Raw genomic sequence first — 16,792 nt, forward strand, 5'->3', positions numbered from 1 at the left:
CTACACAGCCAACGCCTGTTTTTCAATCATAATTTTCGCCTGAATTATTCAGGTCGATGCGGGCGTGCCAGATACTCGTGGCTCTGCATTTCCAACAGGCGACTCACAGTGCGCTGAAACTCAAAATCCAACTTGCCAGTGGAGTAAATCTCGGCCAAAGGGCGCTCGGCCGATATGACCAACTTGACCTGGCGATCGTAAAACTCATCCACCAGATTCACAAACCGGCGCGCTTGGTCATCTGTTGTACGCCCTAAACCTGGCACATTACTCAGGATTATTGAGTGATACTCGCGCGCCAATTCGATGTAATCATTCTGCGAGCGCGGACCGTCACACAATTCGACAAAGTCAAACCAAGCGATACCTTCACTCAGGTAGCGCGCCCGAATAAAGCGCCCTTCCACTTCCAGATCACGATTCTCATGAACCTCAGCGGTAGTTGATAACAGGCTTTTGAAGCTGCACATCAAGCTCTGGTCAGCAGCTTCATCCAGCGGCGAATGATAGAGCTCAGCCTGCTCCAGCGCACGCAAGCGGTAATCGACCCCACCATCCACATTGACAACCAATGTATGTTCATTGAGCAAGGCGATGGCAGGCAAAAAGCGCGCGCGCTGTAACCCGTCTTTATATAAGCCATCGGGGACTATATTGGAGGTCGCCACCAGCGTCACGCCGCGCGCAAACAGCTCTTCCATCAGGGTACCGAGAATCATCGCATCGGTGATGTCGGATACAAAAAACTCATCGAAACAAATCACTCGCGCTTCACTGGCAATAATATCGGCCACTTTTTTCAGCGGATTTTTCTGGCCATCGAGTTTTTTAAGCTCAGCGTGCACACGACGCATAAAGCGGTGAAAGTGCGCGCGCAGCTTTTGCTCAAACGGCAAGCTCTCAAAAAAATTATCCATCAGGTAGGTTTTACCGCGCCCTACCCCACCCCAAAAATACAGTCCACGCACTAATTCTCGCTGCTTGGCGCCGGTCAAGCGCTTGAAAAACCCACTCAACCCGGATTGCTCTTGCTCAGCCTGCCAAGCTGCAACAAGTTGCTCATAGAGATATTGCAGATGATTTACCGCAGCAGCTTGTGCTGCATCGCGGCGAAAATCCGGGCGCCCAAGATCGCGCTGGTAACGGTCAACAGGAGAGAGGGAGATAGAAGTCATCATAGATATCAAGCAGGCTCACTAAAACTGGGCGCCACTGTAGCGATAAGCCTGCTGCAGTGCCAATAGATTTTGCACCAGCAGCAACAGCTTAAGTCGCCGGGATTTGCCGCAACAAAACCTGGGTCAAATCGGTTTTCATTTGGGTTAAATAGCCATGAAAAAAATGTCCTGCGTCCGGATAGCGTAAAAGCTCAGCCGGGCTCTGCAAAGTCGCGACCCACTGATAAACCCCCTCGGCGATAACACGCTCATCTTTATCACCCTGAATAACCGCAAGCGGACTGGGAAACTGACCGTCGCGATCATAGGGATAGCGCTCCACCGGTGGTGCCACCAGCGTCAAATGTTGCAAACCATCAACCTGATAACTGGCTTGCGCTGCAATAGAGGAGCCGAATGAAAAACCAGCCAATAATAACGGGGATTGCGGCAATTGCTGTTTTGCCCAAGCAATAACCGCTAACAAATCATCCACTTCGCCCACCGCATTATCAAAACTGCCCTCGCTTTTGCCCACGCCGCGAAAATTAAAACGCAGCACATGAATCCCCAGATCGCGGTAGGTCCGCATGAGCGTAGTGACAACCTTATTATCCATAGTGCCACCGTGCACAGGATGCGGATGGCAGACAATCACTAACAAATGACGCGCTGCAAACAGGCCCTCCCCATCCCCCTGATGAATTGCGGCCTGTAGCTGGCCAACAGGGCCGGAAATAAAAATTTCCTGTTCTTTGGCAAAGGGAAAATTCATGATGAACCTCATCGATTAAGCACAAGCGCGCACATACGCGATAATTTTTGCCCATTTTAATGAGAAAATGGACTTATAATAGAGTTATCAACGTCCTTGGCCGAATATCCACCAGATCACGGTCATGTCTAGCAGGAGATTTTCGTGTATTCATTCAGTGCATTAGTTGTTACCGGTTTGATTTGTTTGCTCGCTGGCGCCGGCCTTGGGGTAGCGATTACCTATGTATTCCGCGCAAAAATTCTCGGCCGCGACCTTGAACAGCGCCTGCATGAGGCCGAAAGTTCACTGCAAGGCTACCAGCGCGATGTCGCCGAACACTTTGCGCAAACATCACAGTTAGTGAACAACCTTACTCACGCCTACCGCGATGTGCATGAGCATTTGGCAAGCGGTGCATTGAAGTTGGCCACTCCGGCAATCAGCCGCCAGATACTGGACTCGGCCAACAGCAATCTCGGTGGCGATACCAAAGCTTACATCGCTGAGCAGCGTATTGAACCACCGCGCGACTGGGCGCCCAAAGCGCCCGGAGCCAAGGGCGCCTTGAGTGAAGATTACGATTTGCGCGATGACCATCACACCAATGCGCGCATGCCGACCGAATCGGCAGATGACTATGATTTTGACGGCAAAGCCAATCGCTATTGATTAACGAGTGAAGCAGCTATCGCTGGCTTGATTGCGTACAGGACGTCGAAAAAAGTATAACCCCGCACTGCGGGGTTTTTGTTGGCTGATAAAAGTATCGACGGAGACGCTTTGCATGTTCCTACAACGCTTGCTGCAGTTTGTTGGCTGGCCCATTACCGCAGGCGTTATCATTGCGTTGCTCGCACTACTACTCTTTCCCCAATTGCGCGGAAGCCAGCAACCAACGCCACTAAACACCAATAACAACCTCAATACTGGTGTTGTCTCCTATGCGGATGCGGTCAATCGCGCTGCGCCTGCAGTGGTAAATGTGTACACCGAAAAACGGGTAGTACAACGCAACCAAAACCTTTCCAACAATCCATTTTTTCGCCACCTTTACAATAACTCCAACATTCCGCAACAAGAGCGTATGCAAAAAACGCTCGGATCAGGAGTTATTGTTGATAATTCCGGTTTAATTCTCACCAATAATCACGTCATTAACGGCGCTGACCGGATTGCGGTGTTGCTTTACGATGGTCGAGTAACTTCAGCCGAACTTATCGGCGTAGATCAAACCAATGATTTAGCAGTGTTAAAAATTCAAATCGACAACATCTCTGCCATCACACTCGGCAATTCCGACAATATTCGAGTGGGCGATGTGGTGTTAGCCATTGGCAACCCTTTTGGTGTTGGTCAAAGCGTAAGCCAAGGCATAGTAAGCGCGACAGGCCGCTGGAATCTCGGTATAAATAGCGCAGAAAATTTTATTCAAACCGATGCGGCGATTAATCCCGGAAATTCTGGCGGAGCATTAATTGACGCGCACGGGAATTTAATTGGAATCAATACCGCCATGCTGGATGAAACCGGGGCTTCATTCGGGATCAGTTTTGCCGTGCCGGTTGATAAAGCGATGAATTCGCTAAAACAAATTGTGGAATTCGGCAGTGTCCGCCGTGGCTGGCTTGGGATTGGCGTAACGCAACCCACACTCGAATTTGCACAAAAAATGGGAGCCGAAGGTCTCCTAATTAGTGAAATTGATCGCGACAGCCCCGCTGAAAAAGCGGGCTTTCACATTAATGATTACATTACCCATATCGACAATACGCCACTCCTTAACAATCATTCGGTAACTAATTCTCTTTTAAATATTCAACCTAACGCCGAAATTACCTTTAGAATTATTCGCGATGGAAAAGCATTAGAAATAAAAGCAATAGCCGCCTTCCCGCCAACAAAAACCTAGTCTTCTTCAATTTTTATGCAAAAAAATGGGCGCAACCCGCGCCCATTTTTATTTCAATATTGCCGATAAAAATTAATCGAGAATCCGGTATTCCGCTGAGCGTGCATGCGCCTCAAGATATTCACTGCGCGCCAACACCGATGCAGTTTTAGATAATACCGACGCACCCGCTGCCGAACACATAATCACCGAGCTACGCTTTTGAAAATCGTAAACTCCCAGTGGCGATGAAAAGCGCGCAGTACCCGAGGTAGGTAATACGTGATTGGGGCCAGCACAATAATCGCCAAGTGCTTCCGGGGTAAAACGTCCCATGAAAATAGCACCGGCGTGACGCACCTGCGGCAATAGCGATTCGGGATCGGCAACTGACAATTCCAAATGCTCGGGCGCTATGCGATTACTTACCGTGATTGCCTGCTCCATATCGGCAACTTTAATTAGCGCGCCACGATTTTTTAATGACACGCTTGCAATACTTTCACGCGCAAGTGTTGGCAATAAACGCTTGATCGACTCCTCGACCTTATCCAAATAATCAGCATCAGGGCACAGCAAAATCGACTGAGCCTGCTCATCGTGTTCCGCTTGGCTAAACAAATCCATCGCGATCCAATCCGGATCAGTCAAACCGTCGCACACCACTAAAATTTCTGATGGGCCTGCAATCATGTCAATCGCCACCTGACCAAATACCGCGCGCTTGGCAGTAGCGACATAAATATTGCCGGGGCCGACAATTTTATCGACCTTGGTAATGGTTTCAGTTCCGTAAGCAAGTGCCGCAACTGCTTGCGCACCGCCGATAGTAATTACACGATCCACACCGGCGATTGCCGCAGCTGCCAATACCATCGGGCTGATTTCACCATCGGGTGCAGGCACCACCATGATTAATTCATCAACACCGGCAACCTTCGCAGGAATTGCATTCATCAATACCGATGATGGATAAGACGCTTTGCCGCCAGGCACATACAAACCCACACGCTCCATCGCCGAAATTTGTTGGCCGAGCACAGTGCCATCGACTTCGGTATAGCGCCAGGAACTTTGCAATTGATGCTGGTGATAATTGCGAATACGCTCAGCAGCAATTTCCAATGCCGCACGTTGCTCGGCACTGATTTGCGTCAGCGCATGCTGTAACTGCGCAGAAGTAACCACAAATTCGCTAATACTCTGCGCTGTGCGGCGATCAAATCTATTAGTGAATTCCACTACGGCTGCATCACCGCGCGTTTTTACTTGATGCAAAATATCATCGACCACTGCGGCAACGCGGGTATCGCTTACCGACTCCCACGCAAGCAACTGATCAAGGCGCTGATTAAAATCGCTTTGGCTGGCATCCAAACGGGTGATGATAGATTCAGACATGGAATTCTCTTTTAAAAAAACAATAACAATATGAACTGAAAAAATAACAGGTTGATCATGCAGCCTATCGATTGCAAATACCTATTGGTATTTGCAATCGATGGTATAGAAAATTAATCGGCCGCTACTGCGGTAGCGATATGATCGATGATGGTTTGGATTTGCACGTGCTTCATTTTCATCGAGGCTTTATTCACGATCAAACGGGAACTGATATCTGCGATAAATTCACGCGGTTCCAAACCATTTGCGCGCAGGGTATTGCCGGTATCGACAATATCCACAATTTCATCGGCCAAATTCATAATCGGCGCGAGTTCCATAGCACCGTAGAGTTTAATGATGTCCGTTTGCCGACCTTGCGAGGCGTAATATTGTTTGGCGATATTCACATACTTGGTGGCGACGCGAATGCGACCAGCAGGTAGTGACTCGCCTTTTACACCGGCGGTCATTAATTTGCAGCGCGCGATATTTAAATCGAGCGGCTCGTACAAACCTTCAGCGCCATTTTCCATCAAGGTATCTTTGCCGGAAATACCCATATCCGCCGCACCAAATTGCACGTAAGTGGGAACATCCGCACCGCGCAACAATAATAAGCGCACGCCCGGTTGGGTAGTTTCAAATACCAGCTTGCGGCTTTTTTCCATATCTTCCAGCGGTTCAATACCTGCTGCTGCAAGCAGCGGTAATGTCTCTTCCAGAATGCGCCCTTTGGTAAGTGCAATGGTCAGGGTTTGGCTCATGGCATATACCTTCTTATGAACCTTTTACGCGGCGCACACTGGCACCCAGGCTTTGGAATTTTTGTTCAATAGCTTCGTAACCGCGATCGATGTGGTAAATGCGGTCGATCAGGGTTTCGCCGTCAGCAACCAAACCGGCAATAACCAAACTCGCAGAAGCGCGCAGATCGGACGCCATCACCGGCGCCGCTTTCAAACGCTCGACACCAGTGACAATAGCAGTGTTATGCTCCAGCTCTATATGCGCACCCATGCGGTTCAATTCAGCAACCTGCACCAAACGGTTTTCAAAAATTGTTTCCGTAATATGGCTCACACCTTCAGCGACGGCATTCATCGCCATAAATTGCGATTGCATATCGGTGGGGAATGCCGGGTAAGGTGCGGTGCGCAAGCTCACGGCTTTGGGGCGTTTGCCGTGCATATCCAGCGCGATCCAATCTTCACCCACGGTGATATCGGCACCCGCTTCCTGCAATTTCAAAATTACCGCTTCAAGGATGTCAGCGCGGGTATGGGTCAGTTTGATTTTGCCGCGCGTGGCTGCAGCAGCCACCAGGTAAGTACCAGTTTCGATCCGGTCAGGCATCACACTGTATTCGCAGCCATTCAATTTTTCGACACCGTAAATGGTCAGGCTGGATGTGCCAATGCCTTCGATTTTTGCGCCCATGGCGACCAGCATATTAGCGAGATCGACAATCTCGGGTTCGCGCGCGGCGTTCTCAAGCACGGTTTTACCTTCAGCCAATACCGCTGCCATCAGCAGATTTTCAGTACCGCCAACGGTGACCATATCCATCAGGAAATGGCAGCCTTTTAATCGGCCATTGGAGCGGGCGCGTATGTAACCGCCATCAATTTCAATGGTTGCGCCCATCGCCTCAAGGCCGCGCAAGTGGATATCCACTGGGCGCGAACCGATTGCACAGCCGCCGGGGAAAGACACATTGGCTTCACCATAACGCGCCAGCAAAGGCCCGAGCACCAGGATCGAGGCGCGCATGGTTTTTACCAGTTCGTAAGACGCGGTGTAGGAATTGATGGTATTAGGATCGACGATCACTACGTGCTCGCCCTGAATTTCAATCGTCAAACCCAGGGTGCGCAACAGCTGCACCATGGTGGTCATATCTTTTAAATGGGGAACATTGCTTAAACGCACTTCGCCATCAGCCAAAATAGCGGCGGCCAAAAGTGGCAGTCCTGCATTTTTGGAACCGGAAATACGCAATTCACCCGTAAGCGGCCCGCCGCTCGCAATTAAAAACTTATCCATCACAACCCTGAAAACAAAAAAGAAAATAAATGCCGGCCCGGCTTATGCCAGTGCCTGCGAAATGAAGTTATTACTGCTGTTGTTGCTGTTGCATCCACTGTTCAGGTGTGAAAGATTTAATGTAATCCACCGCGTGGATACTGCGGTCAGCGAATTGCGCACTAAGGGTAGACAGCACCAACTGCTGCTTTTTAACAGGAGTCAGACCTGCAAATGCAGGGCTTACAACAACCAAGCCGATATGGTCGCCCATAACGTCTACAGATTTCACATCGCAATCGGGGATTTGGCTTTCGATCAGCGTTTTGATTTGTTCAGCTTGCATAGATTACTCGATAGTGAAGTCAGGCCAGCTATGCCTGCTACAAAGGCAGACATAATATAGCGATAAGTAAATAAGGCGCGCAGTTTACCGGAATGTCGCCCGTATCGCACCCATAAACCCGCATGCAGAACTCTCTGGGCCAAAAAGCAAAACCCCGGCTCTTGGCCGGGGTTTGATGGTGATTCAATAGGTGCAGGAGCACTCAGGCATCAGCCAACCAATTTGCAATCACTTTGTCGATGTCGCCATTGTACTTTTTGAGACTAGCCTTGAATTGGCCACTGAACGATTGCCCCAAATTAACACCATTGAGCACCACATTGATCAACTTCCACTCACCCGATTTTTCTTTGCGCATGGTGTAATCCAACTTGTGTGAAGCACCTTCTATCGCTACTTCTTGCTTCACGATATGACGGGCAGCATTAACTTCGTTGACACCGGCAATTGTCACCTTGCTATCTGCATAACCCAGTACACCCTTGGCAAGTGACTTTACCATGCCGTCTTTAAAGACTTTTTGAAACGCCTGGCGCTGTGCCGGAGTAGCTTGTTTGTACGCTTTCCCCATCACGGATGCAGAGATAAACGGAAAATTCACTACATCATTGAGTGCCCCTTCAACTTGTGCATAGTAGGCATCGTCAGCGGTTTTTTCAGTGTTTTTTACCTTAACCAAATCAAACAATTTTTGCGCAACGGACTCCACAATCATTTGTGGGGATTGGGTTGCAGCCGCTGCAGGCGCCTGTGCCATAACACTGGTACCAAGCAACATGGTTAAGCCGAAAACAACACCGGAGACTTTGGTGAACAAATTTTTCATCGTAGAACCTTCCATTAATTGATGTGTGATCATTAAGTCAGAGATGGCCTTATACCGAGACTCAGACAGCGCGAATTCCTTATGGTGCCATTCTTTATAAGTTGCTTATGGATGTGGCGGTTTATTAAACCGGAGACGCGGTGAGCAGGTTTGCGGCGCGCACTATACCATTTACATCTGTACCACCAAAACTCGCACACGGGAAAAAAGTCACAAACATCCCTCGCCTTGCACAGCCTGCCCGTTATAATGCCCCACCTTGTACTGCCATCACTGGCGTAAACCGTTATTTTGGAAGTGTTTTATGGCTGCTTTTGACTATGTCAGCTCCGCCTTGCGCACCATCCGTCTGGAAGCCGAAGCGGTTACAGCGCTGAGTGCGCGTATCGATGGCCAATTTACCGCCGCCTGCGAACTCATCCTTAATTGCGCCGGCCGCGTGATAGTGACAGGCATGGGCAAATCCGGCCATATCGGCAAAAAAATCGCCGCCACCCTCGCCAGTACCGGCACACCCGCGTTTTTTGTGCATCCCGGCGAAGCTAGCCATGGTGATTTGGGCATGATTACCAAGAATGATATTGTGCTTGCCATTTCTTACTCGGGCACATCGAGCGAAATTGTCACTCTGCTGCCGCTGCTCAAGCGCGCTGGAATCAAAATCATCAGCATGAGCGCCAATGCACAATCAACCCTTGGCGAAATCGCTGAAGTTAATCTCGATATTAGTGTTGTCTTCGAGGCCTGCCCACTCGACCTAGCACCCACATCCAGCACTACCGCAACCCTGGTAATGGGCGACGCATTGGCGATTGCACTGCTCGAAGCACGCGGTTTTACCGCAGAGGATTTTGCGTTCTCCCACCCCGGGGGCGCGCTTGGGCGCAAACTGCTGTTGCGCGTTGCCGATGTGATGCACAGCGGCGACGACATTCCGCGCGTAGCACCCGATACACCTATGTTGGACGCGCTGATGGTGATGTCAGAAAAAGGCTTTGGCATGACCACGGTGATGGATCATGGAGGTAATTTGCTCGGCATTTTTACCGACGGTGACTTGCGCCGCAGTATCGACAAAGGTGTGGATATACGTACCGCCAAAGTGGGTGAACTGATGAATACCCAACCCAAAATGCTGCGTGAAAATACGCTGGCCGCTGAAGCGCTCGCATTAATGGAACAAGCAAAAATTAATGTATTACTCATCACCAACGAACAAAAGGCGCTGGTGGGTGTCGTAAAAATCAATGACCTGCTGCGTGCAGGTATTATCTAAAAAACGGAATTACCGCATGAACCCTGAATTGCGCGAACGCGCCGCCCGCATCAAACTCTTATTACTGGATGTGGACGGCGTACTGACCGATGGTCGCCTTTACTTTGGCAACAACGGCGAAGAATTTAAATCCTTTAGCACACTTGATGGTCAGGGCATTAAAACCCTGCAAAAGTCCGGGGTTAAAGTGGGGATCATCACCGGTCGCACCAGCAATCTGGTCGCCCGACGAGCGAGCGATTTGGGTATCAATATCCTGGTACAGGGGCGCGAGGATAAATGGGAGGCATTGCAGGAGATACTGCAGGAGCATCCAGTCGCATTGGATGAAATCGCTTTCATGGGCGACGACTGGCCAGATCTGGGTGTAATGACCCGCGTCGGCCTCGCATTTACCGTCGCCAATGCCCATGTCAGCGTCGCGGCACGTGCCCACTGGCAGAGTCGCGAGCGCGGCGGCGAAGGCGCGGTGCGTGCCGCGTGCGATTTGTTAATGCAAGCCCAAGGGACGTTTGATGCGGCCTTGGCGCCCTATCTCGCGAACAACGGTGAAGACTAGACGATGAACCTGTTGCAGCGCGCTTACCGAATTCACCAGTATGTGCCAGCACCATGGCTAATCGCCTTCGCGCTGGTGATTTGTTTTTTTGCTTTTTCATTGCGCCAGAAAGCAGAACTGGTGGGCTACGAGTATGACGCCAGTGGCTTTCCCCAAACTTATATGAAAGCCGTGGAAACTCGCGAATTCGATGCCCAAGGCAAATTGCACTACCAATTATCAACACCGCAAGTCACCCATTACCAGGCAAATCCCGATGGCCCTTCGAATGCGGATTACACCCTGATCGAGCGCCCGGATATGGCGTTTTACGATGCCGAAGCTAATGCTCCCTGGCTGGTCAGTGCCAGCACTGGTCGCAGTGAAGCAAATGGCCAGTTGATCCGCCTGCTCGACAATGTCCTGATTCAGCAACAGACCCCTTCGCAGGGGCTGATCCAAATCACCACCAGTGAGCTACAGGTGCGCGCCAGTGAACAATTCGCGGAAACTGACAAAGCTGTTAATATGCGCAGCGCTAAAGGCCAGATAGACGCAATAGGTATGGATGCTGACCTGGCGCAGAGTCGGCTTCAGTTAAAGTCCCAGGTTAAGGCTGTTTATGATCCCCGTTAAATTCCGTTTTGCCCTAGCTCCATTTGCGCTAGCGATTGCTGCTGTTTTTGTCAGTTATAGCAACACTGCCCTGGCTTTGCCCGGCGACAAAAATGAAACTATTCGCGGTTCGGCGGATAATCTGACCGTCGACCAGAAAAACGGCGTCGCCACCTATACTGGTTCAGTGAAAATCCAGCAGGGCTCACTGGTGATTTCGGCAGACTCTATCGTGATCCACACCAATCCCGACAGCAGTGTTGAAAAAATGATCGCCACCGGCAACCCGGCGCGCTTCCAACAGCAACCGGAAAAGGATCAAGGTGTAGTCACCGCCGCTGCCAAACAAATTACTTATACCCCCAGCAATGAGCATCTTGTGTTGATTGAAGATGCATCGGTCGAGCAAAACGGTGCGGTCATGAGTGGCCCGCATATCGATTACGACTTAGTAAAAGAAGTGATGAAAGCGGCGGGCAGTAATGGTGCATCAGGCAGCGATGGCCAGCGGATCGAAATCGTGATCCCCCCCAAGGCGGGCAAAACTGAAACCAGTAACGACCAGCCCGCTGCCGCATCCAGTGCAGCCCAATCCTCATCAACTGAAGCAACCCCTTAACTCCTATGCCCAGCCTGCACGCACGCCATCTCGCAAAAAGTTACAAAAAACGTAAAGTCGTTATCGACGTCTCGATTACTGTGGAAAGCGGCCATATCGTCGGCCTGCTCGGCCCCAATGGCGCCGGTAAAACCACCTGCTTTTATATGATTGCCGGCCTGGTGCCCGCCGATAATGGCAATGTATTAATTGACGACCGCGATATTACCCAACTGCCCATCCACGGCCGAGCTCGCGCCGGCATCGGTTACTTGCCACAAGAAGCCTCGATTTTCCGCAAGCTGACCGTCGCCGATAACATCATGGCAATCCTGGAAACCCGCAAGGATTTGGATCGCACCCAGCGCCAGGAAAAGCTCGAATCATTGCTTAATGAATTTCACATCACCCACATCCGCGACAGCCTGGGGATGGCACTTTCAGGGGGCGAACGCCGCCGGGTAGAAATCGCTCGTGCGCTAGCGACCGACCCCAAATTTATTTTGCTCGATGAACCCTTTGCCGGAGTTGACCCCATCTCGGTCAACGATATCAAAGAAATTGTGCGCCATCTTAAGGACCGCGGTATTGGCGTGCTGATTACTGACCACAACGTGCGCGAGACACTGGATATATGTGAGACCGCCTATATTGTAAGCGAAGGCCACATTATTGCCGAGGGTGATGCCGAAACCGTACTCAGCAACAGCAAGGTGCGTGAAGTCTATTTAGGCGAGCATTTCCGTCTGTAAAGGTGGCTAAACCCGTCACCACCAGTGTTACCAACCGCCCGTCAGCAACACCTTCGGCAACACACAAACAACTTGACAAGTAACATTCTTTGATCATTAGGCATAAAGCTTGCTTAAGCTTATTGCTTGCGCGCCAAACCCTGACTAAACTCCACCTATCTGATGTTTTCCATCCTGCGTTATAAGGGTTTGTCGTTCACACAATGAAGCAATCTCTCCAGCTCAAACTCGGTCAGCAGCTGACCATGACTCCGCAACTGCAGCAGGCAATCCGCCTACTGCAACTATCGACATTAGACCTGCAGCAAGAAATCCAGGAAGCGCTTGAATCCAATCCTATGTTGGAAGTGGAGGAAAGCTTCGACAGCCCCAGTAGCACCAATGATTACGAAGGCAGTGAGCTGGATAAAGCGGATTACACTCGCCAGTTAGAGATCGCTGCTGAAGCCGGTACTGACCACGGCACTGACTTTACCGCGAGCGAAAATTTCTCCTCCAGCAGCGCCGACAACTACAGCGAAACCAATAGCTATACCGAGGGCGGTGAAAGCTTCGGTGAAGGTGAGAATTTTGGTGAAAGTGAGAGTTTTGGCGATAGTGATGTGTACGGTGAGGGCGACGGATTTAGTGCTGACGCCGGCGAATGGAGCGATTCCATCCCCAGTGACCTCCCCGTCGACACGAGCTGGGATGATGTTTACCAATCATCATCCAGCAGCAGCTCCAGCAATTACGACAACGAAGACAATGATTTTGAAAGTCGCCGCGCCGCAACTGATTCGCTCTACGACCATCTGATGTGGCAGTTAAACCTGACGCCCATGTCGGATCGAGACCGCGTACTGGCGATGGCAATTATCGATGCGGTGGAACCGAGCGGCATGCTGTCCATCACCATCGAAGAAATTTTTGAAGGTATGCGCGGCGATTTTGAAGAGCTGGAACTCGACGAAGTTGAAGCGGTGCAACACCGCTTGCAACAGTTCGATCCTTGCGGCGTATGCAGTCAAAATCTATCTGAATGCCTGTTGGTGCAATTGCAACAATTTGATCCGAAAACACCGTTTTTGGACTCGGCAAAATTAATTGCCAAACAATATTTGCCGGTACTCGGCAGCCGCGATTATCGCCAGCTGATGCGCCGCACCAAATTGAAAGAAGCTGAATTAAGCCAGGCAGTGGCATTAATTCAAAGTTTGAATCCGCGCCCAGGCGATATGATCGCCAATGGCGATACCGAATATGTAGTACCTGATGTATTCGTTGAAAAACGCGATGGCCGCTGGATAGTGGAACTCAATCCGGATATTGCGCCGCGCTTGCGCATTAATTCCGACTACGCCTCTATGGTGAAACGCGCCGACTCCAGCACCGACAACACCTTCCTCAAAGATAATTTGCAGGAGGCGCGCTGGTTCTTAAAAAGTTTGCAAAGCCGCAATGAAACCCTGTTAAAAGTGGCGAGTTGTATTGTGGAAAAACAGCGCGGCTTTTTGGATTACGGTCCTGAAGCGATGAAGCCATTGGTGCTGCACGATATTGCTGAAATTGTTGAGATGCACGAATCGACTATTTCACGCGTCACCACCCAAAAATACATGCACACACCACAGGGTATTTTCGAGCTGAAATACTTTTTCTCCAGCCATGTCAGCACCGACAGTGGTGGCGAATGTTCATCAACTGCAATTCGCGCGATTATCAAAAAATTGGTAAGTGCCGAGAATCCGAAAAAACCGCTCAGCGATAGCAAGATTACCGACCTGCTCGCCGAGCAGGGGATTCAAGTGGCGCGCCGTACTATTGCCAAATACCGCGAATCACTCAACATTCCGCCGTCGAATGAACGCAAAACTATTTAGCTATTTAGTTGTATTAGTAGTACCAATAAAGTTCGGATCAAAAAAATCACTGATGTAATGCGAGGTTGTGACAGTCGCAACCGTTTTGTTTCTAGCGAGAGGAAGTATCTATGCAAATAAATATCAGCGGTCGTCATGTAGAAGTTACCGATTCCATGAAAGAGTATGTAACCAGTAAAATTGAGCGCTTAACGCACCACCATGACCGCATCACCAGCACCAACGTTATCCTCTCGGTAGATAAACTTATCCAAAAAGCAGAAGCCACTATCCATGTCAGCGGCAAAGATGTATTCGCTGAAGCTACTCATGAAGATCTGTATGCCGCGATTGATGCACTGGCTGATAAACTTGACCGCCAATTGATTAAACACAAAGAGAAGATGCGCAGCCATCGCTGAGTGCGCGATAGCTCGCCATCGTTAACTGAACCTACGCCGCCATCGCTACCTTGCGATGTCTGCATTATTTATTGAGAGATGCCCAGCATCACCTTGTCATGCAAATTCAATCCCTGATCAGCCCCAGCCGCACCCTCTGCGGCGTCGAAGGGGGCAGCAAGAAACGCGCACTGGAGTTGCTCGCCAACACCATTGCGCAGGATATCCCCGATATTGATGCCGATGAATTGTTCCGCCGCCTGATTGGCCGCGAGCGCCTCGGCTCCACTGGTATTGGCCACGGAATTGCAATCCCCCACTGCCGTATTGAACACTGTAAAGGCACTGTGGGTGCACTGATTACCCTGACCGATCCAATCGACTTCGATGCAATAGATTCGCAACCGGTCGATATTCTGTTCGCGATGCTGGTGCCGGAAGATGCCCACAGCGAACACTTGCAAACCTTGGCAGCACTGGCTGGCGCACTGAACAACGCCGAATACCGCCAACGCCTGCGCGCCGCCAAAACTAATGAAGCGCTCTATGATGCAGCGCTAACAACCTCGTAAACAGGATTTATATGCATCTGGTGATCGTCAGTGGCTTGTCTGGTTCGGGTAAGAGTACGGCACTCCATGTCCTTGAGGATGTGGGGTTCAACTGTATCGACAACTTGCCCGTCAGCCTGCTACCTGCGTTGGTTGCCCAGATCCAGATCCACAAAGATGACCAACACCGCTTTGCCATTGGTATCGATGTGCGCAATGCCTGGCAAGATCTGGCTATCTTCCCGCAGATGATCAGCACCCTCAAAGAAGCGCATCTGCCCTTCCAGACCCTGTTCCTCGATTCTCAACCACCGGTATTGATCCAGCGATTCAGTGAAACCCGCCGCAAGCATCCGCTGTCAGATAAACATACTAGCCTGGAAGAGGCGATCAGCGCTGAGCAGCAGCTTCTGGAGCCCATCCGCGATTGTGCTGACCAGATTATCGATACCAGCCACCTGAATCTGCATGAGTTGCGCGATCTGGTGAAAGAGCGGGTCGTGGGCCGCAGTGAATCGACCATGGCTATTTTGTTTGAATCCTTTGGCTTCAAACACGGTGTACCCGTGAATGCCGATTTGGTATTTGATGCGCGCTGCCTGCCCAATCCACACTGGAAGCCCAATCTGCGTCCGCAAACCGGCAAGGATCAGGAAGTGATTGAGTTTCTGGAAGAGCAAATGACGGTGAGGGAGATGTACGAAGATATCGAGCATTACCTGACCCGATGGCTGCCCCGCTATCAGGCCAACAACCGCAGCTATATCACTATTGCAATCGGTTGTACTGGCGGCCAACACCGCTCAGTCTACTTGTCGGAGCGGCTGCAAAAACATTTCGACCACAGTTTCAGCGATGTTCAAGTTCGCCATCGCGACATTAACAAACACAAAAAACCCTAGATCATGCAGACCGAAACGCTCGATATCATCAACAAGCGCGGCCTACATGCGCGCGCCGCCGCCAAGCTGGCGACCCTTGCCAACCAATTTCAGGCCAAGGTACTCGCACGCGTGGGCGAAGGTAACTGGGCCGATGCCAAGAGTGTTATGTCGTTGATGCTGCTAGCCGCTAGCCAGGGCACTGCTCTGGAAGTCAGCGTAGAGGGCGATGATGCTGATGCCGCGCTCTGTGCTATCCGCGCACTGATTGCCGACCGCTTTGAAGAAGGCGAATAAATAGCCTATTGTTAAACCAACGCCAGCGACAAAGGTTGTTGTTCCCGGGCAACTACTCTAAGCTGCGCGCCCTTTTATTGATTCTTTCTCCGACATTACAGCCATGGTTTACAACTACGACGACATCAACCCCGATGACTACATCCTTAGCAAATCGCAGGTCAAACGCGATATGCATGCGTTGCAAGCGCTGGGGGAAAGCCTGATCGACATGAACGAAAAGCAACTTGCCAGCATTCCGCTGAGCGACACTATGCTGGATGCTATTTACATCGCGCGCAAATTACCCCCCAAAGAAGCCCGCCGCCGTCAGGTGCAATATATTGGCCGCCTGATGCGCGAAGGCAACCACGAGGAAATCAAAGCAGCAGTGGACAAACTGCAAAACCGCAGCGATCAATATGTGCATCGCCAACACCAGGTAGAGCGCTATCGCGACCTGCTAATTGAAGGCGACAAACAAATTTTCCAAACACTGGTCACCTCTTGCCCCGGAATTGATGTGCAGCACTTACGCCAGTTGATCCGCACCGCGCAAAAAGAGCGCGACGAGAACAAGCCGCCTGCGAGTGCACGCAAACTCTTTGCGTTTATCCGCGAGCAGCTGGAAGCGCAGGATTAACGCGTTGCGCGCAAAAACAAACTACCAAAAACAAGGGC

General features: G+C 50.7%; 20 protein-coding genes. 13 read left to right on the forward strand and 7 right to left on the reverse strand.

The genetic code is table 11. The annotated features are described in order from the left end of the window. Nucleotides 1–44: 44 nt before the first annotated feature. Nucleotides 45–1,175: a cell division protein ZapE gene (gene zapE, locus B4E62_RS06065; protein ID WP_331351515.1), complete on the reverse strand. Its 1,131-nt coding sequence runs from the start codon at nucleotides 1,173–1,175 to the stop codon at nucleotides 45–47. 91 nt (nucleotides 1,176–1,266) lie between these two features. Beyond that, on the reverse strand, nucleotides 1,267–1,932 hold the full coding sequence (locus B4E62_RS06070; protein WP_331351487.1) for an alpha/beta hydrolase: 666 nt from the start codon (nucleotides 1,930–1,932) through the stop codon (nucleotides 1,267–1,269). 144 nt (nucleotides 1,933–2,076) lie between these two features. Here B4E62_RS06070 and B4E62_RS06075 point away from each other — a divergent pair, with 144 nt between their 5' ends. Together B4E62_RS06075 and B4E62_RS06080 are read left to right on the forward strand one after the other, a co-directional pair. Beyond that, entirely contained in the window at nucleotides 2,077–2,583 is a 507-nt protein-coding gene (locus B4E62_RS06075) for a YhcB family protein (protein WP_331351488.1), read from the forward strand. Nucleotides 2,584–2,698: 115 nt separating this feature from the next. Further along, entirely contained in the window at nucleotides 2,699–3,823 is a 1,125-nt protein-coding gene (locus tag B4E62_RS06080; RefSeq protein WP_310075511.1) for a trypsin-like peptidase domain-containing protein, read from the forward strand. A gap of 72 nt (nucleotides 3,824–3,895) precedes the next feature. Here B4E62_RS06080 and hisD read toward each other — a convergent pair whose 3' ends face one another. The 5 genes from hisD to B4E62_RS06105 form a co-directional block, all read right to left on the reverse strand. Further along, nucleotides 3,896–5,203, reverse strand: coding sequence for a histidinol dehydrogenase (hisD, locus tag B4E62_RS06085; RefSeq protein WP_310075510.1), 1,308 nt, complete (start codon nucleotides 5,201–5,203; stop codon nucleotides 3,896–3,898). A gap of 113 nt (nucleotides 5,204–5,316) precedes the next feature. Next, nucleotides 5,317–5,952, reverse strand: a complete 636-nt coding sequence (gene hisG / locus B4E62_RS06090) for an ATP phosphoribosyltransferase (RefSeq protein ID WP_310075508.1) — start codon at nucleotides 5,950–5,952, stop codon at nucleotides 5,317–5,319. A gap of 13 nt (nucleotides 5,953–5,965) precedes the next feature. Continuing rightward, a complete protein-coding gene (gene murA, locus B4E62_RS06095; RefSeq protein WP_310075506.1) occupies nucleotides 5,966–7,231 on the reverse strand; it encodes a UDP-N-acetylglucosamine 1-carboxyvinyltransferase in 1,266 nt (421 codons plus the stop codon). Nucleotides 7,232–7,301: 70 nt separating this feature from the next. Continuing rightward, a complete protein-coding gene (locus B4E62_RS06100; protein ID WP_310075505.1) occupies nucleotides 7,302–7,556 on the reverse strand; it encodes a BolA family protein in 255 nt (84 codons plus the stop codon). A 202-nt stretch (nucleotides 7,557–7,758) separates the two neighbouring features. After that, on the reverse strand, nucleotides 7,759–8,382 hold the full coding sequence (locus B4E62_RS06105) for an ABC transporter substrate-binding protein (protein ID WP_310075503.1): 624 nt from the start codon (nucleotides 8,380–8,382) through the stop codon (nucleotides 7,759–7,761). A 304-nt stretch (nucleotides 8,383–8,686) separates the two neighbouring features. On the opposite strand from B4E62_RS06105, the gene B4E62_RS06110 reads away from it, so the two are divergent. The 11 genes from B4E62_RS06110 to yjgA all read left to right on the forward strand — a co-directional run bounded on the left by B4E62_RS06110 (nucleotide 8,687) and on the right by yjgA (nucleotide 16,754). Beyond that, entirely contained in the window at nucleotides 8,687–9,658 is a 972-nt protein-coding gene (locus tag B4E62_RS06110; protein ID WP_331351489.1) for a KpsF/GutQ family sugar-phosphate isomerase, read from the forward strand. A 16-nt stretch (nucleotides 9,659–9,674) separates the two neighbouring features. Beyond that, nucleotides 9,675–10,217: an HAD-IIIA family hydrolase gene (locus B4E62_RS06115; RefSeq protein WP_310075499.1), complete on the forward strand. Its 543-nt coding sequence runs from the start codon at nucleotides 9,675–9,677 to the stop codon at nucleotides 10,215–10,217. A gap of 3 nt (nucleotides 10,218–10,220) precedes the next feature. Continuing rightward, the gene (gene lptC / locus B4E62_RS06120) at nucleotides 10,221–10,832 is read left to right on the forward strand and encodes an LPS export ABC transporter periplasmic protein LptC (RefSeq protein WP_310075497.1); all 612 of its coding nucleotides are present in this window, start codon (nucleotides 10,221–10,223) and stop codon (nucleotides 10,830–10,832) included. Continuing rightward, nucleotides 10,819–11,430 (forward strand): lipopolysaccharide transport periplasmic protein LptA, encoded by a 612-nt coding sequence (gene lptA, locus B4E62_RS06125; RefSeq protein WP_310075495.1) that lies wholly within the window; start codon nucleotides 10,819–10,821, stop codon nucleotides 11,428–11,430. Before lptC ends, lptA begins: the two co-directional genes overlap by 14 nt. A 5-nt stretch (nucleotides 11,431–11,435) precedes the next feature. Further along, a complete protein-coding gene (gene lptB, locus B4E62_RS06130) occupies nucleotides 11,436–12,161 on the forward strand; it encodes an LPS export ABC transporter ATP-binding protein (RefSeq protein WP_310075492.1) in 726 nt (241 codons plus the stop codon). Nucleotides 12,162–12,364: 203 nt separating this feature from the next. After that, the gene (locus B4E62_RS06135; RefSeq protein WP_331351490.1) at nucleotides 12,365–14,023 is read left to right on the forward strand and encodes an RNA polymerase factor sigma-54; all 1,659 of its coding nucleotides are present in this window, start codon (nucleotides 12,365–12,367) and stop codon (nucleotides 14,021–14,023) included. 110 nt (nucleotides 14,024–14,133) lie between these two features. Further along, complete coding sequence (gene hpf, locus B4E62_RS06140; RefSeq protein WP_310075488.1) at nucleotides 14,134–14,424, forward strand: ribosome hibernation-promoting factor, HPF/YfiA family; 291 nt, start codon at nucleotides 14,134–14,136, stop codon at nucleotides 14,422–14,424. 98 nt (nucleotides 14,425–14,522) lie between these two features. Then, nucleotides 14,523–14,975, forward strand: coding sequence for a PTS IIA-like nitrogen regulatory protein PtsN (gene ptsN, locus B4E62_RS06145; protein ID WP_331351491.1), 453 nt, complete (start codon nucleotides 14,523–14,525; stop codon nucleotides 14,973–14,975). An 11-nt stretch (nucleotides 14,976–14,986) separates the two neighbouring features. Further along, nucleotides 14,987–15,856, forward strand: coding sequence for an RNase adapter RapZ (gene rapZ, locus B4E62_RS06150; protein WP_310075485.1), 870 nt, complete (start codon nucleotides 14,987–14,989; stop codon nucleotides 15,854–15,856). 3 nt (nucleotides 15,857–15,859) lie between these two features. Next, a complete protein-coding gene (locus B4E62_RS06155; RefSeq protein WP_310075483.1) occupies nucleotides 15,860–16,132 on the forward strand; it encodes an HPr family phosphocarrier protein in 273 nt (90 codons plus the stop codon). A gap of 103 nt (nucleotides 16,133–16,235) precedes the next feature. Beyond that, a complete protein-coding gene (yjgA, locus tag B4E62_RS06160) occupies nucleotides 16,236–16,754 on the forward strand; it encodes a ribosome biogenesis factor YjgA (protein ID WP_310075481.1) in 519 nt (172 codons plus the stop codon). The last annotated feature ends 38 nt before the right edge of the window (nucleotides 16,755–16,792 follow it).

The sequence above is a fragment of the Cellvibrio sp. UBA7671 genome (assembly GCA_002483145.1).
In the GTDB taxonomy this organism is placed as follows: Bacteria; Pseudomonadota; Gammaproteobacteria; order Pseudomonadales; family Cellvibrionaceae; genus Cellvibrio; species Cellvibrio fibrivorans.